Origin of the sequence: Tessaracoccus rhinocerotis (assembly GCF_007197885.1) — a bacterium.
In the GTDB taxonomy this organism is placed as follows: domain Bacteria; phylum Actinomycetota; class Actinomycetes; order Propionibacteriales; family Propionibacteriaceae; genus Arachnia; species Arachnia rhinocerotis.
In genome coordinates this window covers 208044-227418 of the sequence record NZ_VKKG01000006.1, presented here as the reverse complement: position 1 = coordinate 227418, position 19375 = coordinate 208044, and the positions used below count along the sequence as shown (strand labels likewise).

Genomic DNA, 19375 nt, shown 5'->3' with positions numbered 1-19375 from the left:
ATGGTGAAGCATCCGGATCGCCACGCTCGGGTCCGGTGGGTCCGGACGGGCGCGGGCGCCCAGCCGGACCGACCGGGAGGGCTACCCCTCGCCGGCGAAGCGCTTCTGCGCTTCGTTGAACATGTCGACGTACTGCTGCAGGCTCATGCCCTCCAGTTCGGCGACGTAGGCGTCCCACTCGCTCATCGGGCGCTGCCCGAGGATGAACTGCGAGGTGTTCTGCCAGACGTGGTCACGCAGCGCGGTCTGCCACAGCGAGGCCTGCTCGCGCTCCAGCTCGGTGAGCGGTGCCGCCGGCGGCAGCGGCATCTCCTCCTTGGTGCTCATGGACTCGACGAAGTCCACCACCTCGGGGCGGAGCATGGACAGGTCCAGCTCGGTGGTGGAGCCGTGCTCGAGCATCCAGACGCCATTGTGGAAGCCGAAGTCGACGTTCAGAACCTTGGGCGCACCCTCGTTGAGGCCGTTGATGTCGATGTCCTCGGCCAGGGTCCGGGTGCCGTCCTCGGCCTTGGTGTAGGTCTCGCCCTCGATCCCCCACTTGGAGAACTCGAGACCCTCGTCGGAGTAGTACAGCCAGTCGATGAACTGCAGCAGGGTGAGGAAGTGATCGGACTCGGCGGCGTCGGCGGAGATCATCAGGCCGCTCTGGATGCGAGTGCCGGCGGCGTACAGGTCTCCGGCGGGGCCGGCGGGGACGCGGATCATCGCCACCTCGGCGTCGGTGCCCAGCTCCTCGAAGGTGGTGCGGTAGCGCAGCACCTCCTGGTCATTGCCGGCGATGGCCATGGACTGTCCCGAGCCGAACTTCTGGATGGCCTGGTCGTCGTCCTGAATGAGGGACTCGGGATCCATCAGGCCGTCGGCAACCAGACCCGCGTAGTACTCGACCAGCGCCTTGTACTCGTCGGTGGCGCCGGTGTAGACGTACTCCTCCGCCTCCGGATCCCAGGTGACGCCCTCGCCGTAGCCCCAGCCTGCGTGCGTGCCGAAGCTGGGCGCGGCGAAGTTCAGGGTCGCCTCGAGCGGGCCGTTCGCCGACCAACGGTCGGACAGCGGCCACGCGTCGGGGTAGGCCTCCTTGACGGTGCGCAGCTGCTCGGCGAACTCCTCGAAGGTCTCTGGCTCCAGGGTGAGTCCGAGCTCCTCCCAGATGTCGGCGCGGACGGTGTAGGTGTACTGGGCACGGATGGTCTCTCGCAGGCCGGGCAGGAGGTAGAACTTGCCGTCCTCCTGGCGCAGCCGGTTGTCGATGACCTCGGTGAGGCCCCACTTCTCCATCTTGTCGGTGAAGTTGGGCAGGTACTCGAGGTAGTCGCTGACGGGCAGGATGGCTCCGCCGGCGATGAAGGAAACCTCCTGGCCGGGGTAGGTGACCGAGATGATCTCGGGCACGTCGGTGCCGGCACCGATGACGGTGGCCTTGCGCTGGTCCCAGTCACTCAACGGCGCCGAGACGATGTCGAAGCTGACGTTCTGGTTCTCCTCGAGCGCCTCGAGGATCAGCCAGTCGTCCTGCAGCGGGTAGTTGGGGTGGTCACGGTAGAACAGGGAGAACTCGACCGGTTCGGTGGCCTTGAAGGTGGTGCCGATGCCGTAGTCGGCCATGGCACCGGTGTCGTGCCCCTCGAAGTCGGCGGCGGTGGGCTCGTCGTTGCCGCCCTCATCGCCGGGTTCGTCGGAGCCGCAGGCGGTGAGCAGGAGCCCGGCGGCCGTCAGTCCGGCCACCAGCGCACGCGCGCCTCGTCGTCGCGCCGGCCTCGCTGCCGGGATCGCGTTGTACATGGTTGTTTCCTTCCGTGGGGGTTGTGGTGGAGTCACTGCTTGACCGAGCCGAGCATCACGCCCGACACGAAGTACTTCTGGATGAACGGGTAGACGCTGATGATGGGCGCCATGATCAGGAGCATGGTCACGGCCTTGACGTTGGAGGCCACCTGGGTCGCCTCGCCCGCCTGCTGCGCCGACGGGTCCGCGGCCGTCGCGCCTGCGATCAGGTTCCGCAGGTAGACGGTGACCGGGTAGAGCTCGGAGCGGTCCAGGTACAGGAATGCCGTGAACCAGGAGTTCCAGAACGACACGGCGTAGAACAGCACCATCGTCGCGATCACCGCCTTGCTCAGCGGCAGCACCACCCGCGCCAGGATGCCGTAGGTGTTGAGGCCGTCGATGGCGGCGGCCTCCTCGAGGTCCGTCGGGAAGTTCTCGAAGAAGGACTTCATCACCAGCAGGTTGAACACGCTGATGGCGTTGGGCAGCACGATGGCCCAGATGGTGTTCTTCATCCCGAGCGTCGAGATCAGGATGTAGTTGGGGATCAGGCCGCCGTTGAAGAACATGGTGAACACCGCGAGCCCGATGAAGAAGGTGCGGCCCTTCAGGTGGTGCTTGGACAGGGCGTAGGCGAACGTGGTGGTGAGGAACATCGCGATCGCCGTCGCCACGACGGTGTAGAGCACGGTGTTGCCGTAGTTGCGCCAGAACATCGGGTCGCCCAGCACGTAGCTGAACGTGGAGATGTTGAAGCCGCGCGGCACGAGGTTCACCTGGCCGGAGTTGATGAAGGCCTCAGAGCTGAACGCCTGCGCGACGATGTTGAGGAACGGGTACAGCGTCAGGAAGCAGATCACCACCAGCAGGGCGGCGTTCAGCCATCGGAATGCGGTGTAGCTGCGGGAGTCCCTGATGCCGCCCACCACCGACGGGCCGAAGATGCGCGCCGCGCGCTTGCGCGGGTCCAGGATCGTGTTGTTGGTCACCACAGGCTCGTTCCGACGGTCTTCTTGGAGATCCAGTTCGCCGAGAGGATCAGCGTCAGGCCGATGAGTGCCTCGAACAGGCCGATCGCGGCGGCGTAGGAGAACTGGCTGGAAAAGATGCCGACGCGGAACAGGTAGGTCGCGATGACGTCCGCCGTCGGGTACAGCAACGGGTTGTAGAGCAGGAGGATCTTCTCGAATCCGACCGCCATGAAGGTGCCGATGTTCAGGATCAGGAGCACGATCATGGTGGGACGGATGCCGGGCAGCGTGACGTGCCAGGTCTGGCGCCAGCGGCCGGCGCCGTCGATCCGGGCAGCCTCGTAGAGCTGCGGGTCGATGGTGGACAGCGCGGCGAGGTAGAGGATGGTGCCCCAGCCGACGGTCTGCCAGATCTCGGAGCCGACGTAGATGGTGCGGAACCACTCGGACAACTGCATGAACGGGACGGACTCGATGCCGACGACGTCCAGGAGCTGGTTGATCGAGCCGCGCGCCGAGGTGAGCTGGAGCACGACGCCGGCCACGATGACGACACTCATGAAGTGCGGCAGGTACGAGATGGACTGCGCCACGCGCTTGAACCGTTGGGAGCGGAGCTCATTCAGCATCAGCGCCAGGATGATGGGCAGCGGGAATACGATCACGAGGCTCAGCGCACCCAGGATGAGGGTGTTGGCGAACACGCGCCAGAACGTCGGGTCGTTGATGAACAGCTCGATGTAGTGCATGCCGACCCACTCGTCGCCGAACATGCTGCCGCCCGGGCGGTAGCGGCGGAAGGCGATCACGTTGCCGGCCATCGGGACGTACCTGAAGACGACCAGGAACACCACGGGCAGGACCAGCAGCGTGTAGAGGCGCCAGTCCCTGGCGAATGACCGGCGCCACGTGCTGCGAGCCCTTCTGGGCCGTCGTCTGCGGTCGGACGGCGACGCGTCGGGCAGCGCCTCGACCGGCGCCGTCGCCACGTCAACAGCGGATTCCTTGATGCTCATACGCTCCCTTGCGTCAGTAGCTCTTCCCACCCCCGAAACCGTTTCGATGCTCGGCTGTGCGGTTTCGACCGTAACCCGTGCTCCGGGTCCACTGTCAACGCCTGAGGCCAAATTGTTATCTTCAAGTCCAAATGGTGGACGTTCAGGGCGTGGTCAGAGTCGGGTTGATCGTTTCGGAGCGTTTCGAAGCTGGATTCCGCGGTTCACACGGCCAGGAACCCGGCCGGGCGGCTCTTGCCGCGACCGGGATCTGGGTGCCTCGGACCGAGCGGACAGCTCCGTCTCCGGTGCCGTCCGCTCCGGCTCGCGCGTCCTCCTTGTCGGGTGAGCGGACGGCTCCGTGTTTAGTGCCGTCCGCTCCAAGCTCGCGCGTCCTCCGCGTCAGTACGTCTCGCACTACTGCTGTCTCGAACCAGACACGAGTTACTTGGCGCTCTCACCGGCCTTGCCCCCGCGGGCGACGTACGCGTCCGACTGCAGCCGGAACAGCTCTGCATAACGGCCGTCGGCAGCGAGCAGGGCCTCGTGGCTGCCCTCCTCCACCACCTCGCCCTCGTTGAGCACGTAGATCCGGTCCGCGCCGCGGACGGTGGAGAAGCGGTGCGAGATGAACAGCGCCGTCCGGCCGTGCAGGGCGTCCCGGAGGGTGGAGAAGAGCTCGTGCTCGGCCCGGGGATCCAGGGCCGCGCTCGGCTCGTCGAGGATCACCAGCGGCGCGTCGCGGTAGAACGACCGCGCCAGCGCCACCCGCTGCCACTGGCCACCGGAGAGCTCCCGGCCGCCGCTGAACAGGCGGCTCAGGATGGTGTCGTAGCCCTGCGGCAGCGACTCCAGGGCCGACGTCGCACCCGCGGCCGCGGCGGCCTGCCGCACGCGCAGCTCGTCGGTGGGCTCGTCCACGCGGCCGACGCTGATGTTCTCCCGCGCCGGCAGCGCGTAGCGGACGAAGTCCTGGAAGACCACCGTGATGCGCTCGCGCAGGCTGCTGGGCCGGAACTCCCGGATCTCCCTGCCGTCCCACCGGATGGCGCCGGCGTCGGGTTCGTAGAGGCCTGCCAGCAGCTTGGCAAGCGTGGTCTTGCCGGAGCCGTTCTCGCCCACCAGCGCCACCACCTCGCCTGCGCCCAGCCGGATGTTGACGCCCCTGAGCGCCTCCGTCTCCGATCCCGGGTAGCGGAAGTGGACCCCGCTGGCCTCGATCTCGAGGAAGCCCGACGGCGCCTCGTCGCCACTGTCCTCCTCCCGCGCCGCCTCGCCGAGGGCGAGGAAGCCGTTCAGGTCGTCGAGGAACAAGCCGGACTCGAAGATGGTCTGGACGCCGCGGAACAGGCTCTGGACCTGGGTGGCGAGCATGCGGATGGCCACGATGGCCGCGCCGGCGCCTGCCACGCCGATGTCACCTCGGGCGATCAGCCAGACGAGCACCAGCAGCGTGGCGACGAGCACGAGCGCGGAACCGACCTGCCCCAGCACCATCAGCACGGTGCGGCGTCTCACGTGGCGGCCCAGGTCGTCGAGGTAGCTCCCGTAGTGCTCGTCGAAGCGACGCAGCAGCCAGGGCGCCAGCCCGAACGCCCGGACCTCCTTCGCCTCGTCCCGGCCGGTCTGGAGGACGGTGAAGTACTGTCGCCAGCGCATCGAGACGGTCTGGCGCACCGAGAACTCGAACTCCAACCGGGACTCGCGCCGGCTGGTGAGCAGGATCGGCACCCCACCGATGACCACCAGGGGCAGGAGCAGCGGCGAGACGCTGACCAGGGCGATGCCCACACCGATCGACGCCGCCAGCGCGCCGACCATCCCGAGCAGGCCCTGCGTGACCTGGTACGGCCGCGACAACGCGCTGGTCTGCACCCGGTTGAGCCGGTTGTAGAACTCGGGGCTCTCGAAGTGCCGGAGTCCGACGCCGGTGGCCACGCCCAGCACGCGGTGCCACATCGCGCGGGAGACCAGTTCCGCCAGCAGCCGCTGCACCTGGCCCTGGGCGCCGGCAGCGATCATCGAGACCGCAGTGAGTCCCGCGAGCAGCAGGGCCGGCCGGACCACGGCGTCCACCCCGCCCGCACCGAGGATGGCGTCCAGCACCGCCTGGACCGCCAGCACCTGGCCGGCGAGGGCGCCGGCGGCCACGAGTTGGAGCACCACCAGTGCGATGAACAGCGAGCGGCCCGACGACCACACCAGCGAGAGACTCATCCGCACGAGGCTCGAGAGCCTCCCGAGCGACTTCTTCTCCGAGCGCGCGGCCACCCGCAGTGAGACGGAATCCACCCGTTCCTCGTCCATGAACCCCCCGATTCACCAAAGACCACGGGGCGCGGCACTCCTTGCCAGAACCCGTGGGGTCCATTTAACCGCTGATCCGGACGCCGTGGGGCCAATGCCAGTACCGTGTGGGCTGTGACCCACGCGTGACCTTGGGGGAGGAGTGGGAGCCATGCGCCGAACCGCGCTGCAGCAGGGGGTTGACCGGGCACTTGTCGACGTCTGTCGCGGCGCGCAGCCGCACCTCCCGGAGGAGCCGGGACTCGTCGACGAGGTGGTCGCCGGGGCGCGCTACCACCGCATCGCACCTCTGACCCATGTCGCGCTGCGCGATTCGTACCCTGACGTCGCCGGGGCGCTGCGGGAGGACCGCGCCCGAGCCCTGGTGAACCACCTGCGCACCTCTGCGCTCCTGGGCGGGGTGGCAGGAGTGCTGACCGGGGTGGACTGGTTGGCGTTCAAGGGTCCCCTGCTGTCCGAGTTCGCTCATCCCATCCCCGGGCTCCGCTTCTACAAGGACCTGGACCTGCTCGTGGGTCCGGACCAGTTCCGCGAGACCTGCAACCGGCTCATCGACGCGGGGTGGCGGATCATCCTGAGCGACGAGTCCCTCCTGAGCGAGGAGCTGCCCGGCGAGGTGGCCCTGGTCAACGAGGCCGGCGTGGTGATGGACCTCCACTGGTCGATGGTGGTGATGGGCAGCGTGCGCCGCCGCTTCGACGTCACAGCCGAGGCGCTGCTCGCGCGCCGGGTTCCGGTGATGATCGGCCCGGCGAAGCTGTGGGCATTGTCCCCGGCCGACGCGCTCGTCCACGTCTGCCAGCACGCAGCCCTCATCGGCGCCACCAAGCTCGGCCACGTCCTCGACGCGGACCAGCTCGCGCGGCAGGTGCCCGACTGGGACGACGTCGTCGCCCGGGCCGAGACCTGGGGGGCGGGGGTGCAGGTGGCGGCCGTCCTCGGCCGGGGCCACCGGCTGCTCGGCACACCGATCCCGGAGGACCTCGAGGCGCGGCTCGGCCTCGGCCCGGGCATGCGGGCGGTGCTGGCGGCCGTGGACGCGCGCTGGCCGGTCCAAGGCCTCCGCAAGGACGCTTCCTGGGTCCGACTGGTCACGCGGGGGCTGCGGCCTGGGCTCTTCGGGACGGGCGCCAGCATCGCCGGACGCGCCGCCAGGGGTGTCGTGGACCGGCTGCGTCCCACCGAGGAGTCCGGACCGCGGGTGCCCGCCTCCCCCGAGGTCATCGATGCCTACCTGACCAAGGTCGAGGCCACCCAGCTGGCCTGAGCCACGCGTCGCGTCAGCCGACGCCGACCGCGCCACGGATCGAGGCGGCGACGTCGTCCGGGAACGGCGGGCCCCAGGGCAGCCTCGCGATGTAGACCGGCACCTTCTCGATCAGGTCGCCCAGCTGCTGGAAGTGCCGCTCGAGGATCGACTCGTCCTCCCAGCCCAGCAGGCGCGGGAACCGGGACAGCAGCAGGAACGAGGTCATGGCGTCGCGCTGCTCGATCACTGCGTCGGTGCGTCCCGACCGGTCCGGCGCCGGCACGATGATGGCGCGCAACGGGAGGTCCTCCGTGGTGGCGGACTGTGCGGCGATGGCGTCACGTGCGTCCCCGGTCACGCGGCGCCCCGGCGCGTCCTCGAACCGGTCCGAGAGCTCCCCGGCGGACTTGCGCAGCCGCAGCTCGGTGGCGCCGAGCGCGCACGTGGGCGGCGTCGCGGCGAGGTCCAGGACGAGCAGGTCGTCGGTGATCAGCTTCGCGCCGTCGGCGCACATGAGCGTCGCCGAGGTGGACTTGCCCATCCCGGAGGCCCCGACGAAGGCGACGGCGGCGTCCCCGACCTGGACGGCGCTGGCATGCAGCACCGCCTCACCCCGCATGGACAGGACGAAGGCCAGCACCGTCCCGCCGGCGAGGACCGCGGCGATGTCCGGGTCGGCGTCGGGGTAGAGGCGGACCACGGCGCGCCGCAGGTCCTTGGAGATGTGGACGTCACAGGTGCTGTAGAAGCGCAGGAGGTAGTCGTCGTCGGTCTCCGTTGCCGTGTAGTACTGGCGGTCGACCTGCAGGTGCAGCAACACCCGGCCGGGCGGCTCCTGGTCGGTGCGGGGAGCCTGCGGCCCCATCACGATCTCGAGGTCCACCGGCGTCTGCTCGGGCAGGAAGCGGCTCTGGTGCAGGGGCAGCTCGGAGCGGACCGCGAGTCCGTAGAGCTTGGTCACTGGGGTCACTTGTGCCGTCCTGGGTCGGTCTGGGCGAGATCGAGATAGCTGGCGGCGGCCGCCATCGGGTCGAGTACCCCGCCCCGGATCACGAGCCAGGCGTGGGCCCGGATCTCGCCGTCGATCTTCGCCACCCCCACATGGAGCGACGGCCCCAGCCGCCGCAGCCGCTGGCCGCTGACCAAGGCCTGGCGCAGGCAGGTGTCACCGAGGGGCCAGCGCCGCAGGACGCGGCGCGTGGCACGCACCCGCCTGCGCGCCCACGGCTCGAGGCGCAGGGCGGCGGGAGCGGTCATCGCCTCCGGACCGGCCGCGTCGGTCCCGACGGCCAGCGGCGTCCCGAGGAGCCGGGCCAGCCTGGGCAGCGACGTCGTCCTCAGCCCCACCTCGACCACGAGCGCCACCCCGGCGGCCACCAGCGTGGCGGGAAGTTCGGCAACCAGCCTGTTGATCCTCATGCCCCGTCCTCCTGGGCGGCGAGCCAGGCGCTGTGCAACAGCAACCCGGTGGCCATCGTCGGCTCCTCGGAGAGCCAGACCTCGCGGAGGGCCTCGACGTCCACGAGTTCCGGGTCCACGCCGGAGCCGTCCCAACTTCGTGCGAACTCCCGGGTGCTCTCGCCGCTGTAGGCGTGGTTGAAGCGGGCCTTGGTGGATCGTGCGATGACCGCCTCGGGGAGCACGTCACTGAAGAGCGCGCGCATCGTCGCGGTGCGGCCGTTGTAGCCCCAGCCGGCGCCCGAGCGGGCGAGTGCCGCGAGGAAGCCGTGGTCGATGAGCGGGTCCAGGGTCCGGATGCCGTAGGTGGCGGCCTCGGCAGCCTGGTTGTGGGCGAGGACGTCGAGGAAGCGGCGGCGCGAGAGGAACCAGGTGGCCTCGTCGTAGCGCAGTGGTTCCTGGGCCTCCTCAGCCGAAAGGGTTGCGACGTGCTCCTCGAGGGCGGCCGGTCGCAGCCAGCGGGCGTGCGTGCTCCGGCGTCCGGCGCTCGCCGCTCGGCGCCTCCGCAGCGGGCGGGGCAGGAGTGAGTCGACGGCGCGACGCACCAGGTTCGGGCTGGGCCGTCTCCCCCGCCGCAGGACGGTCAGTGGCGTCACACGCCGCAGCCCCAGCACGGCGTCGCCACCCTCGCCGGTCATCAGCGATCCGGATCCCAGCTGCGAGTACATCGTGCCCTGCGTGTGGACGGCGGCCGGCCAGACCACGCCGCGACGCAGCACTGCCGAACGGGCGGTCTCGCCGAGCAGGTCGGTCTCCCCCGCGGTGAACTCGAAGCGGACCCAGTCCTCGAGTCCGAGGTGGTCGATGACCAGGCGCTGCCACTCGGACTCGTCCGTGTCAGGCAGGTCCGGGTAGCGGCGCGTGACCGGGATCGGCAGGTCGTGCCCCTCGCGGCGCGCGAGCGCGGCGGCGGCGGCCAGGACGGCCGAGGAGTCCCTGCCGCCCGAGAAGGTCACGAAGCACGGGCCGTCGAGCAGGGCGGGGCGGATGGCGTCGTCGAGCGCCTGGCGCGGAGTCGAGCCCGTCCGCGGCAGCGGCGTGCGCGGGAGCAGTCCGTAGACGAATCCGGTGGCAACCTCGAGCGGTGAGCTCCGGACGAAGTCACCAGTGGTCATCGGCTTGTGCAACGGGATCTCCTCTCCGCTCGGCCGGGACATTGCTCGGGGGTCACCGTTTGGCGGCAACCCCCGAGCGTTTGGTACTGCATGTCAGGACAGTTCGCCGTAACGGATGAACCACAGAAGGACGTCGTCGTTACCCGCCCAACCTTCACCGAGCGTCAGGTCCTTCAGTGAGCCGACGGTGGTCAGCTGCGGAGCCTCGTAGGTCTGCATAGTTTTCACCTCCCCCAAGGTGGTCGTTACTCTTCACGTCACGGTCGCCACGGACCGCGTCGCGTCTCAATGGACGGGCTGCTCCTCGAGCAGGCCACCGTCACGAAGGGCCTGGACGAAACTGCGCACGTCGCTCTCGGCCTGGGTCTCGCTGATGTCGTAGGCGCCGACGAGGGCACCGACGAGTTCGTCGTCGGTACGTTCGTCGGTGAGTTCCTTCATCAGCACAGCGCCGCTGGCGTTGGTGGTGAGGTACGTGGATGAGCGCAGGTCGAGAATGACCAGATCGCCGTCGATCTCTCGCCACGTGATGTCGTTCGCGCGAAGTTTCATGTGCATCCCCCGATTACACATCGGCCCGTCGTAGTACCGATGGGCTTGAGTCTAGGGGAGAATCCCCACGCTTGGGAAGGGTTGATTTCAACCCGTGTTTCGTCTGAGTTTTCTCAGTTTCACTACGGGTTCTAGAGGCCCTGCCACGCTGACCAGGCCCACGATCCTGAGGATTCCATTTGGATTTCTCAGGTACGTCTGCCTATGCTTCCGAGGTCGCAACACGGAAGGCCCACCCAAGCATGTTCAAGAAGCTCCTGATCGCCACCACGGCCGCCCTCTTCGGGCTGGTCCTGGGGATCGCGAACCCCGGCAACGCGCAGGCCGCCACCACGACGGTCTACACCCAGCCGGGGGACCACCTCGTCAACGGCCGCTACTGGCGCACCGACTGCGAGATGTACTCCTCCACCGTCGTTCGCTGCTCCACGGACATCTGGGCCAGCACCGTCGTCCTGTACAAGGGCCGCTACGTCGCCCACGACGGCTGGGTCTTCAACAACCTGACCTACCTCCCCTCGGACCGTTCCGCGTGGGCCGGCAACCCACTGGCCGCCAACGGTGACTGGGTGGGCGAGGACGGCCGGCGCTGGCGCACCGAGTGCGACACGGCGCAGACCGGCAGGGGTGGTTGCCGCTCCTGGGCCGTGACCAAGACCATCGAGACGGACAACGGCACCTTCACCTCCGCCACGGACTGGGTCATCAACAACATCGTCCAGTTCTCCAGCTCCACCAAGCCCGCCGTGACCAGCATCCCGGCCGCGGCCCCCGCCATCAGCGGCGTCCCCGTCGAGCAGCCGATCTCCCTGTCGCTGGGCGACACCATCGTCGACGCGGCCCTGTCCAAGGTGGGCAGCAGCTACAGCTACGCCAGCTCCGGCCCGAACTCCTTCGACTGCTCCGGCCTGACCAGCTGGGCCTACCGCCAGGTGGGCATCACCCTGCCGCGCAGCTCCGGCGCCCAGTACTCGGCCGGGACCCGCGTCTCCAAGTCCAACCTGCAGCCCGGTGACCTGGTGTTCTACTACTCCCCCATCAGCCACGTGGGCATCTACATCGGCGACGGCAAGATCGTCGACGCCGCCAACCCGCGCACCGGTGTCCGCGTCGCCGGTGTCAACTCGATGCCCTTCTCCGGAGCGGTCCGCGTCGTCAGCTGACCCTCCCCCCCAGATCCGCAGCGCCTGCACCAATCCCCCGTGGTGCGGGCGCTGCTCCTTTTCACCCGCGCGACAGTGTTGCGGTGGGGGCCGACCACAGCGCCTTGCGCAACAGTGTTGCGCTGGATGGAGCAGGTGGCTACTCCGCCGGGGCGTCGCGAGTGGGATCGGCCAGGAAGGCGGCCAGTTCGGCCGGCTCGATCGGGTAGCAGTGCTCAGGGCCGGGGTAGGTGCCGGCGCGGACGTCGTCGGCGTAGCGGCGCACGCCGTCGGCCATCTGGGCGCCGAGGTCCGCGTAGGTCTTCACGAAGCGGGCCGAACCGCCGGAGGACATGCCCAGCAGGTCGTGGAAGACCAGCACCTGCCCGTCCGTTCCGGGTCCGGCCCCGATCCCGATCACGACCGCCCCCAACCACGGCATGATCGCGTCGGCCACCTCGGAGGGCACCGCCTCCAACACGATGCTGAAGCAACCCGCCTCCTCGAGGGCGCGGGCCTCCTGCGCGATCCGCCGGGCCGCCACGGCGGTGCGGCCCTGGGCCCGGTACCCGCCGAGGGCGGTCGCGGTCTGCGGGGTGAGGCCGACGTGTCCCATCACGGGGATGCCGGCGGCGATGATCGCCCGGACGCGGGACACCGACATCGCCCCGCCCCCCTCGAGCTTGACGGCGTCGGCGCCCGCCTCCTTGACGAAGCGCACGGCTGTGGCGACCGCCTGCTCGTCGCTGGTCTCGTAGGACCCGAACGGCAGGTCGACCACCAGCAGCGGGGTGCTCAGGCCACGTCGCACGGCACCGGCCAGGACGAGCATCTCCGCGACGGTGACGCCGACGGTGCTCGAATGGCCCAGCACGGTCATCGCACCGGAGTCGCCGACCAGGACGACGTCGACTCCCGCCGCCTCGGCGGCGAGGGCGCTCGGGTAGTCGTAGGCGGTGACCATCACGATCTTCTCGTCGGCGGCCTTCATCGCGGCGAGACCCGGCAGCGTGGTGGCCCGGCGGGCCGGGGGCGTGGCCGACATCGTCGTCAGTTCCCCGTCCGGAGGGTGGCAACCTCGGCATCGACCTCGAGCACCGCGTTGCTGCCCCGGGCCACGTGCACGACGACGGGCTCGTGCCCGGCGAGCTCTGCCGCGTCGTACTGGGCGTAGGAGATGACGATCACCAGGTCCCCGCGGTGCACGAGCCGGGCGGCGGCGCCGTTGACCTTGACCTCCCCGGAGCCGCGGGTCCCGGCGATGGTGTAGGTCTCGAAGCGCTGGCCGTTGTCGATGTTGACCACGGCCACCTGCTCGTACTCGTGGATGTCTGCGGCCTCGAGGAGGTCGGGGTCGATGGTGATCGACCCGACGTAGTGGAGGTCGGCGTCGGTGACGGTGGCGCGGTGGATCTTCGACTTCAGCATGGTGCGCTGCATCAGGGGTGCTCCTTGGCGGGGACGGGCAGGTTGTCGATGAGACGCACGGGCCCGACGGTGGCGGCGACGACGGCGAGCGCCGGCAGCCGGTCGGCGTGGCCGAAGGTGTCGGGGTCCACCAGCACGAGGTACTCGGGCGTGATGCCCCGGCGTTCCATCGTGTGCCGCCCGGCGAGCTCCGCCTCGCGCGGTGCGGCACCGGAGGCGGCGGCTGCGGCGACGGCGTCGAGGCCGGCCTTGAGCGCCAGCGCCCGTTGCCGGTCGGCAGGGTTCAGGCGGGTGTTGCGGCTGGACATCGCCAAGCCGTCGTCCTCGCGGACGGTGGGGCCGACCTCGATGGCCACCGGCAGGCCGAGGTCGGCAACCAGGCGGCGCACCACTGCGACCTGCTGGGCGTCCTTCTGCCCGAACCAGACCACGTCCGGGGCGACGGCCACCAGCAGCTTGGCCACCACCGTCGCCACCCCGTCGAAGTGGACGGCACCGCGATGGGCACCCTCGAGGGGTTCGCTCACCCCCGAGACAGAGACCGTGGTGGAGTGGCCGGGCGGGTATACCTCTTCGGCCTCCGGCGCGAACAGCAGGTCCGCTCCGGCGCCTGCGGCGAGTTCCGCGTCGCGGGCCTCGTCGCGCGGGTACGCGGCCAGGTCCGAGGCCTCGTTGAACTGGGTGGGGTTCACGAACACCGAGACGACGACGAGGTCGGTGGCCGCCCGGGCGGCGCGCACCAGCGAGAGGTGTCCCTCGTGGAGGGCGCCCATGGTGGGCACGAAGCCGACCCGGCCCCCACCGGCGCGCGTCGATGCCACGGCCTCGCGGAGTTCGGCGACGGTGCGCACGGTCCTCATCTGCCCTCCCCGGGTTGTCGACCATGAGGCGATTACCTCGATTTTACGTCAGGGCCCGCGGGGAGGGCGAAACGCGTCCGCCGACGTCGTCAGCCCTCCTCCGCGCCGGCCGCGGCCCTCGCCCGGCGGCGGCGGACCATGGCCCTGATCGGCAGGAACAGCACCAGGCCGGTGAGCCACAGCGGCGAGGTCGCGATGGCCACGGTGAGCGCGCCGGTGAGCAGTTCGGCAGCGCCGCGGAACCCGTTGGTGACGGCTTCGACGAACCCCCAGGACGGCCCCTGCGGGGTGACGACCGCACGTGGCTCGGTGAGCTCGACCGTCACCGTTGCCATGGCGGCCTGCCGCTCGAGGTAGGTGACCTGGGCGTCGAGGGACTCGATCTCGCCGCGCACGCGCCCCAGCTCCTTCTCGATGGCGAGCATCTCCTCGACGTTCTGGGCGGCGTCGAAGAACTCCCGCAGGCGTGCCTCCTGGGCGCGCAGGTTCTCGAGCCGGGCCGAGAGGTCGACGTGCTGCTGGGTGACGTCCTCGGTGGCCTCGGACTGGTACTCGAGCGTGCCGAGACCCAGTACCGAGTCGAGGAAGTCCTCATACGACTCGGACGGCACCCTCACCGTGACCCAGCCGCGCATTGCCTCGCCGTCCCCGTCGCGCCTGTGCACCCACCCATCGTCGGTGGCCACCTGCATGTCGCTGACCGTTCCCGACACCGATCTGGTGAGTTCACGAATCTCCTCGACCGCGTCCTCGGTGCCCGCCACCTCCAATCGAAGGGTCTTGGTGCGGATGACCATCGGTTCCTGCTCCCCGGTGTCGCCGTCCTCCGCCGGGTAGCCCTCCTGGCCTCCATCCATCGGCTTGCCGGGCGCGGGTTCGTGCTCCGCGTAGGAACCGTCCCCGGCGGATTCGACCGACGAGCTACAGCCGCCCAGCAGGGCGACCACCGCCACCACGGGCACCACCAGCGCGCGGATCAGAATGTTGTCTCGGACCATGATCTGCCTCCTTCGTCACCCATACCCACGCCTTCGTGGGCACGGGTGGTTGAGCCGGCCGCAGAACCGTTACCCAATCGAGTCCGGAGCCACGCCCACACACCGTCTGCCCCTCCCGCTAGCGTGTCGCCATGCCACCACTGTTGCTGCCGGCCGATCCCAGCTTCGCCACGGACTCCGAGCGCGTGGTGTGGGAGAAGTTGCGCTCGGCACTGCGGCCGGAGGACGCTCTGATCTCCAACCTGCGCCTCACCGACACCTCGAAGGACCACGAGGCGGACCTCGTGCTGGTGATGCCGGGGGTGGGGGTGGTGGTCGTCGAGGTCAAGGGCGCAGGCATCGCCTATACCGACGGTCGGTGGACGATGCAGCGGCAGGGGCGCCCGGAACCGGTGGACCCAGTGGGGCAGGTGCGCGACACCCGCTACGCGATCCGCAACTACGTCGAGACCGACGCGCGCTGGGCCGAGTCGTCGCGCAGCCCGGTGCGGTTCGCGCATGCCGTGGTGACGCCGTTCACATCGCTGGGGCTGGACTTCGACCTGCCCGACTGCCCGCGGTGGATGATCCACGACAAGGCCGACCTGGCCGTGCTGGCCGAGCGGCTGGCGCACATCCCGCTGTCCTTCGAGAACCACCGTCGGCCACCCAGCCAGGAGGACTGCGAGGTGATCGTCGACATCCTCACGGCCCGCGGCACGAACGCCGTCGCCACTGTGATGGATGACGCCGACGAGCGCCAGTTCCGCGCGGACCGGCTCACGCAGGACCAGGGCCTGATACTGGGGGTGACGCGGCTGCTGCGGCGCGTCGAGATCCGGGGCGGCGCGGGCAGCGGGAAGACGGTGTTGGCGCTCACGCAGGCGCGGCAGCTCACCAAGGGACGCGCCGGCCGGCCGTCGGAGCGGGTGGCGCTGCTGTGCTACTCCATCGGGCTCGCGAGTTACTTCCAGCGGGAAGTGGCGTCGTGGCACTACAAGGAGCGGCCCGCGTTCGTCGGTACGTTCGAGGAACTCGCGAACCTGTGGGGGATCGAGTCCGGCTCCCGGGACGACCCGGACTTCTGGGAGCAGGAGCTGCCCCTCCTGATGGCGGAGCGGGCCGCCGAACTGCCGCCAGGGCAGCGGTTCGACTCCTTCGTCGTGGACGAGGCCCAGGACTTCGCCGAGTCGTGGTGGCGCCCCCTGCTTGCCGCGCTGCGTGACGAGCAGGAGGGAGGCCTGTTCCTCTACTCCGACGAGAACCAGCGCCTGTTCCAGCGGTTCGGCCGCCCGCCGGTGCCGCTGGTCCCGCTCGTGCTGGACCACAACCTGCGCAACACCAGGCAGATCGCCGAGGTGTTCCGCCCGCTCGCGCCCCTCCGGATGCGCCTCGAGGGCGGCGACGGGCCCGAGGTGCTGCACGTCCAGACGACGCCCGACGAGGCCGACGGCGTGGCCGACGACCAGGTGGAGGCCCTCCTCGACGAGGGCTGGGAGGCGGGGCACGTGGCGCTGCTGACGACCGGCCGACGCCACCCGGAGCAGCGCAACCGGCAGGAGATGGACGGACAGGACGGCTACTGGGACTCGTTCTGGGACTCAGAGCTCGTCTTCTACGGCCACGTCCTGGGCTTCAAGGGGTTGGAGCGTCGCGCCGTGGTGCTGTGCGTGAACGAGGACGGCACCCGGGAACGCTTCCGCGAGCGGATCTACGTCGGGCTTTCCAGGGCCACCGACCGACTGGTCATCGTCGGGGACCTGGCGGCCATCGCCCGGGCAGAGCCCGACGTCGTGAAGGCGCTGCGCGCACGGAGCTGACGAATTGGGTCGAACGGCTGACTCCGGGGCGCTGCGGTGACAGGGTGGAGACGTTGGAAGTTGCGCCGGCAAACCACGGGCGGCTCGTCCGGGCCGTCCGCCCCGAGAAGGAGAAGGACATGCCCAACCAGATGCTCGTCACGCATCCCATCGACACCCCCAACGAAGCCCTCGGCGAGGTCATCCGCCTGCTGGGTGAGTGCGCCGAGACCTGCACCATCTGCGCCGACGCCTGCCTGGCCGAGGAAATGGTGGCGGACCTGCGCGCCTGCATCCGCCTCAACCTCGACTGCGCGGACGTCTGCGCCGCCACCTCAAGGGTGCTGGCGCGCCAGAACGGTCGCGAGGTGGCCGTCATCAACGCCCTGCTGCGCAGCTGCGCGGAGGCGTGCGCGGCTTGCGCTACGGAGTGCGAGCAGCACGCCGAGATGCACGAGCACTGCCGGATCTGTGCCGAGGCCTGCCGCCGGTGCGAGCAGGCCTGCCTGGAGCTGCTGGCCGGACAGCTCTGAGGTCAGCGGGACTCGAGCGGTCGCCAGTCCCGGTTGAACCAGCGCCGGGCGCGCTCCTCACCGAAGGCCTGCTTGACGTCGGCGTTGGCGCGGCTGGGTCCGTCCATGCTGCCGTGCGGCGCCTGGCCCGCCTGGAACGTGACGTCGATGCGCGCCACCTCGTCGTCGCCGAACTCCATGTAGCAAATCCCGCGTCCGTCGTAGCTCTCGTCCGTGGCGCCGCCGTCGATGATCTGGCGTGCCACCACCTTCGCCTGGCCCTCCGAGAACACGCCGGCCTTCGGGGTGCCGACGCTGGTGACGTCGCCGATGGCGAAGACGTCGGGGAACTTGGTGCGCAGCGTCAGCGGGTCCACCGGGATCCAGCCCTCCTCGGTGAGTCCCGACTCCACCACCACCGCCGGTGCGTGGTGCTTCGGCACGGCCAGCAGGAGGTCGAACCCGAGTTCCAGCCCGTCCTGCAGCACGAGGACGCGGCGCTCGGGGTTCACCGACCGCACTGTCTGGTTCGGGTGCCATCCGATGTCGAGCTGCGAGAAGGCGGCCAGGATCGCCTGGGACGCCTGCGGCGAGGGCGGGATCGGCTTGGGCAGCGGCATCACCAGATCGATGGACGACGCCTGCCGCAGTCCGCGCCGGGTCAGGAAGTCATGGGTCAGCAGGGCCGCCTCACTGGGTGCCGGTGGGCACTTGAATGGCGTGGAGGTGACGGCGATGACCACGCGGCCGCCCTCGAAGGCGTCGAGCGCCTCGCGGGCCGCCTCCGCGCCGGGCACGGAGTAGAACTCGTGGCCCGCCTCCACGAGCCCGGGGGTGGCGGCGGGGGCGACGTCTGCCCCGAGCGCGACGACGAGGATGTCCGCCGACAGTTCCCCCGCGTCGGTGGTCACGGTCCTGGCCACAGGGTCGATCGCCCGCACCTCGGCGTGGATCATCCGCACCCCGGGATGGACGACGTCGGCGTAGGGCAGCCGGACGCGATCGGCCCCAGTGTGGCCGAACATGAAGTCGAGCTTGGAGAACCCGAAGACGAAGCTGTCGGCGCGGTCCACCAGCGTGACCTCCGCCCCGTCCCCGAACTCTCGCGAGAGCGCGGTGGCGACCTCGAGGCCGCCGAAACCAGCGCCCAGGACCAGAACACTCGGATGCCGTGAGCTCATGGAGCAATGGTCACACGCGCCGTGGCCGGGCACCAGTGGTAGGCGGAGATCCTGCCGGTTCGGCTGCGTGTGACACGTCGTGACGGTAGACATGGGCCATGGCCACCTACGGGTTCCACGCATCGCACGAGCAGATCTCGCCCCGGCAACTGCTCGCCGACGTCCAGCGCGCCGAGGAGGTGGGATTCACCGCCGCCATGTGCTCGGACCACCTCGAGCCGTGGTCGGAGAGGCAGGGCCACTCCGGCATGGCCTGGCCCTGGCTCGGCGCGGCGCTCGCCACGACCAACCTCTCCTTCGGCACGGTGACCGCACCGGGCCAGCGCTACCACCCCGTCGTGGTGGCACACGCCATGGCGACACTCGGGCAGATGTTCCCGGGACGCTTCTGGACCGCGCTGGGCTCGGGCGAGAACGCCAACGAGCACGTCACCGGGGATGCCTGGCCGGACAAGGAGACCCGGCACCGTCGCCTCGAGGAGTGCGTCGACATCATCCGTCGCCTACTCGACGGCGAGACCGTCAACCACGACGGGCTGGTCAGGGTGCACGAGGCCAGGCTGTGGGAGGTGGCGGACCCGCGCCCCAAGCTGATCGCGCCGGTGGTCACGGCCGCATCGGCGGCCCGCAACGCCCGTTGGGCCGACGGCGTGGCCACCATCAACGCGGCACCCGAGACCGTGCGGGCGATCCTGGACGCGTGGGACGAGGCGGGCGGGGCGGGCCACAAGGTGCTGCAGTTGCACCTGTCCTGGGCCCCGACCGAGGCGGAGGCGTACGCGATCGCGCACGACCAGTGGCGTTCCAACGTGTTCGCGGCTCCCGCGTGCTGGGACCTGACCCGGGCCTCGTTCGACGAGGTCAGCCGCCAGGGCGTCACGGAGGAGCAGGTGCGCGCCAGCGTGCTGGTCTCCAGCGACCTCGGCCTCATGGTGGAGAGGATCCATGGTCTCGCCGACCTCGGCTTCGACACCGTCTACCTGCACCACGTCGGCCAGCATCAGACCCCCTTCCTGGAGGCCTTCGGCGAGCGGGTCCTCCCCCAGTTGACCTGACGAG

Annotated in this window: 19 protein-coding genes; 5 read left to right on the top strand and 14 right to left on the bottom strand. The window is 69.8% G+C overall.

Annotated elements, in window-relative coordinates; genetic code table 11:
* Positions 1–81: 81 nt before the first annotated feature.
* From FOJ82_RS14370 to FOJ82_RS14355, 4 genes are all read right to left on the bottom strand, one after another.
* Positions 82–1785, bottom strand: a complete 1704-nt coding sequence (locus FOJ82_RS14370) for an ABC transporter substrate-binding protein (protein WP_143939174.1) — start codon at positions 1783–1785, stop codon at positions 82–84.
* 32 nt (positions 1786–1817) lie between these two features.
* The gene (locus FOJ82_RS14365; protein WP_221933179.1) at positions 1818–2759 is read right to left on the bottom strand and encodes a carbohydrate ABC transporter permease; all 942 of its coding nucleotides are present in this window, start codon (positions 2757–2759) and stop codon (positions 1818–1820) included.
* Positions 2756–3757, bottom strand: a complete 1002-nt coding sequence (locus FOJ82_RS14360) for an ABC transporter permease (protein ID WP_143939173.1) — start codon at positions 3755–3757, stop codon at positions 2756–2758. The genes FOJ82_RS14365 and FOJ82_RS14360 overlap by 4 nt, the downstream gene beginning before the upstream one ends.
* Before the next feature lie 423 nt (positions 3758–4180).
* Positions 4181–6043 carry an ABC transporter ATP-binding protein gene (locus FOJ82_RS14355; RefSeq protein WP_143939172.1) on the bottom strand — a complete coding sequence of 621 codons (1863 nt, stop codon included), beginning with the start codon at positions 6041–6043 and terminating at the stop codon, positions 4181–4183.
* A 151-nt stretch (positions 6044–6194) separates the two neighbouring features.
* Here FOJ82_RS14355 and FOJ82_RS14350 point away from each other — a divergent pair, with 151 nt between their 5' ends.
* Positions 6195–7310, top strand: a complete 1116-nt coding sequence (locus FOJ82_RS14350; protein WP_143939171.1) for a nucleotidyltransferase family protein — start codon at positions 6195–6197, stop codon at positions 7308–7310.
* A gap of 13 nt (positions 7311–7323) precedes the next feature.
* Here FOJ82_RS14350 and FOJ82_RS14345 read toward each other — a convergent pair whose 3' ends face one another.
* The 5 genes from FOJ82_RS14345 to FOJ82_RS14325 form a co-directional block, all read right to left on the bottom strand.
* Positions 7324–8262 (bottom strand): phosphoenolpyruvate carboxykinase (ATP), encoded by a 939-nt coding sequence (locus FOJ82_RS14345; protein WP_143939170.1) that lies wholly within the window; start codon positions 8260–8262, stop codon positions 7324–7326.
* Positions 8259–8711 carry a lasso peptide biosynthesis B2 protein gene (locus FOJ82_RS14340; RefSeq protein ID WP_143939169.1) on the bottom strand — a complete coding sequence of 151 codons (453 nt, stop codon included), beginning with the start codon at positions 8709–8711 and terminating at the stop codon, positions 8259–8261. The genes FOJ82_RS14345 and FOJ82_RS14340 overlap by 4 nt, the downstream gene beginning before the upstream one ends.
* Complete coding sequence (locus FOJ82_RS14335) at positions 8708–9877, bottom strand: asparagine synthase-related protein (protein ID WP_185975814.1); 1170 nt, start codon at positions 9875–9877, stop codon at positions 8708–8710. The genes FOJ82_RS14340 and FOJ82_RS14335 overlap by 4 nt, the downstream gene beginning before the upstream one ends.
* An 81-nt stretch (positions 9878–9958) precedes the next feature.
* Positions 9959–10084 (bottom strand): lasso RiPP family leader peptide-containing protein, encoded by a 126-nt coding sequence (locus tag FOJ82_RS14330; protein WP_143939167.1) that lies wholly within the window; start codon positions 10082–10084, stop codon positions 9959–9961.
* Positions 10085–10150: 66 nt separating this feature from the next.
* Complete coding sequence (locus FOJ82_RS14325) at positions 10151–10417, bottom strand: PqqD family protein (RefSeq protein ID WP_143939166.1); 267 nt, start codon at positions 10415–10417, stop codon at positions 10151–10153.
* 242 nt (positions 10418–10659) lie between these two features.
* Between FOJ82_RS14325 and FOJ82_RS14320 the strand changes: the two genes are divergently transcribed.
* Complete coding sequence (locus FOJ82_RS14320; protein ID WP_221933178.1) at positions 10660–11580, top strand: C40 family peptidase; 921 nt, start codon at positions 10660–10662, stop codon at positions 11578–11580.
* Positions 11581–11719: 139 nt separating this feature from the next.
* Here the strand turns inward: FOJ82_RS14320 and panB are convergent, their stop codons facing one another.
* The 4 genes from panB to FOJ82_RS14300 all read right to left on the bottom strand — a co-directional run bounded on the left by panB (position 11720) and on the right by FOJ82_RS14300 (position 14845).
* Entirely contained in the window at positions 11720–12604 is an 885-nt protein-coding gene (gene panB / locus FOJ82_RS14315; RefSeq protein ID WP_143939165.1) for a 3-methyl-2-oxobutanoate hydroxymethyltransferase, read from the bottom strand.
* Between the two features lie 5 nt (positions 12605–12609).
* The gene (gene panD / locus FOJ82_RS14310) at positions 12610–12999 is read right to left on the bottom strand and encodes an aspartate 1-decarboxylase (protein WP_143939164.1); all 390 of its coding nucleotides are present in this window, start codon (positions 12997–12999) and stop codon (positions 12610–12612) included.
* Entirely contained in the window at positions 12999–13847 is an 849-nt protein-coding gene (panC, locus tag FOJ82_RS14305; RefSeq protein WP_143939163.1) for a pantoate--beta-alanine ligase, read from the bottom strand. The genes panD and panC overlap by 1 nt, the downstream gene beginning before the upstream one ends.
* A gap of 89 nt (positions 13848–13936) precedes the next feature.
* The gene (locus FOJ82_RS14300) at positions 13937–14845 is read right to left on the bottom strand and encodes a DUF4349 domain-containing protein (RefSeq protein ID WP_143939162.1); all 909 of its coding nucleotides are present in this window, start codon (positions 14843–14845) and stop codon (positions 13937–13939) included.
* Between the two features lie 131 nt (positions 14846–14976).
* Here FOJ82_RS14300 and FOJ82_RS14295 point away from each other — a divergent pair, with 131 nt between their 5' ends.
* Positions 14977–16644, top strand: coding sequence for an NERD domain-containing protein (locus FOJ82_RS14295; protein WP_143939161.1), 1668 nt, complete (start codon positions 14977–14979; stop codon positions 16642–16644).
* A 119-nt stretch (positions 16645–16763) separates the two neighbouring features.
* Positions 16764–17156, top strand: coding sequence for a four-helix bundle copper-binding protein (locus tag FOJ82_RS14290; RefSeq protein ID WP_221933177.1), 393 nt, complete (start codon positions 16764–16766; stop codon positions 17154–17156).
* Positions 17157–17158: 2 nt separating this feature from the next.
* Here FOJ82_RS14290 and FOJ82_RS14285 read toward each other — a convergent pair whose 3' ends face one another.
* A complete protein-coding gene (locus FOJ82_RS14285; RefSeq protein ID WP_143939160.1) occupies positions 17159–18316 on the bottom strand; it encodes an NAD(P)/FAD-dependent oxidoreductase in 1158 nt (385 codons plus the stop codon).
* A 98-nt stretch (positions 18317–18414) separates the two neighbouring features.
* On the opposite strand from FOJ82_RS14285, the gene FOJ82_RS14280 reads away from it, so the two are divergent.
* Positions 18415–19371, top strand: a complete 957-nt coding sequence (locus tag FOJ82_RS14280; RefSeq protein WP_143939159.1) for a TIGR03885 family FMN-dependent LLM class oxidoreductase — start codon at positions 18415–18417, stop codon at positions 19369–19371.
* Positions 19372–19375 lie beyond the last annotated feature (4 nt).

Excerpts from the sequence above, each read along its gene's own strand:
- FOJ82_RS14355 (WP_143939172.1), bottom strand. The coding sequence starts at position 6,043 with ATGGACGAGGAACGGGTGGATTCCGTCTCACTGCGGGTGGCCGCGCGC.
- FOJ82_RS14370 (WP_143939174.1), bottom strand. The coding sequence starts at position 1,785 with ATGTACAACGCGATCCCGGCAGCGAGGCCGGCGCGACGACGAGGCGCG.
- FOJ82_RS14340 (WP_143939169.1), bottom strand. The coding sequence starts at position 8,711 with ATGAGGATCAACAGGCTGGTTGCCGAACTTCCCGCCACGCTGGTGGCC.
- panB (WP_143939165.1), bottom strand. The coding sequence starts at position 12,604 with ATGTCGGCCACGCCCCCGGCCCGCCGGGCCACCACGCTGCCGGGTCTC.
- FOJ82_RS14320 (WP_221933178.1), top strand. The coding sequence starts at position 10,660 with ATGTTCAAGAAGCTCCTGATCGCCACCACGGCCGCCCTCTTCGGGCTG.
- FOJ82_RS14285 (WP_143939160.1), bottom strand. The coding sequence starts at position 18,316 with ATGAGCTCACGGCATCCGAGTGTTCTGGTCCTGGGCGCTGGTTTCGGC.
- panD (WP_143939164.1), bottom strand. The coding sequence starts at position 12,999 with ATGCAGCGCACCATGCTGAAGTCGAAGATCCACCGCGCCACCGTCACC.
- FOJ82_RS14330 (WP_143939167.1), bottom strand. The coding sequence starts at position 10,084 with ATGCAGACCTACGAGGCTCCGCAGCTGACCACCGTCGGCTCACTGAAG.
- FOJ82_RS14360 (WP_143939173.1), bottom strand. The coding sequence starts at position 3,757 with ATGAGCATCAAGGAATCCGCTGTTGACGTGGCGACGGCGCCGGTCGAG.
- panC (WP_143939163.1), bottom strand. The coding sequence starts at position 13,847 with ATGAGGACCGTGCGCACCGTCGCCGAACTCCGCGAGGCCGTGGCATCG.
- FOJ82_RS14350 (WP_143939171.1), top strand. The coding sequence starts at position 6,195 with ATGCGCCGAACCGCGCTGCAGCAGGGGGTTGACCGGGCACTTGTCGAC.
- FOJ82_RS14295 (WP_143939161.1), top strand. The coding sequence starts at position 14,977 with ATGCCACCACTGTTGCTGCCGGCCGATCCCAGCTTCGCCACGGACTCC.
- FOJ82_RS14325 (WP_143939166.1), bottom strand. The coding sequence starts at position 10,417 with ATGAAACTTCGCGCGAACGACATCACGTGGCGAGAGATCGACGGCGAT.
- FOJ82_RS14290 (WP_221933177.1), top strand. The coding sequence starts at position 16,764 with ATGCCCAACCAGATGCTCGTCACGCATCCCATCGACACCCCCAACGAA.
- FOJ82_RS14300 (WP_143939162.1), bottom strand. The coding sequence starts at position 14,845 with ATGGTCCGAGACAACATTCTGATCCGCGCGCTGGTGGTGCCCGTGGTG.
- FOJ82_RS14280 (WP_143939159.1), top strand. The coding sequence starts at position 18,415 with ATGGCCACCTACGGGTTCCACGCATCGCACGAGCAGATCTCGCCCCGG.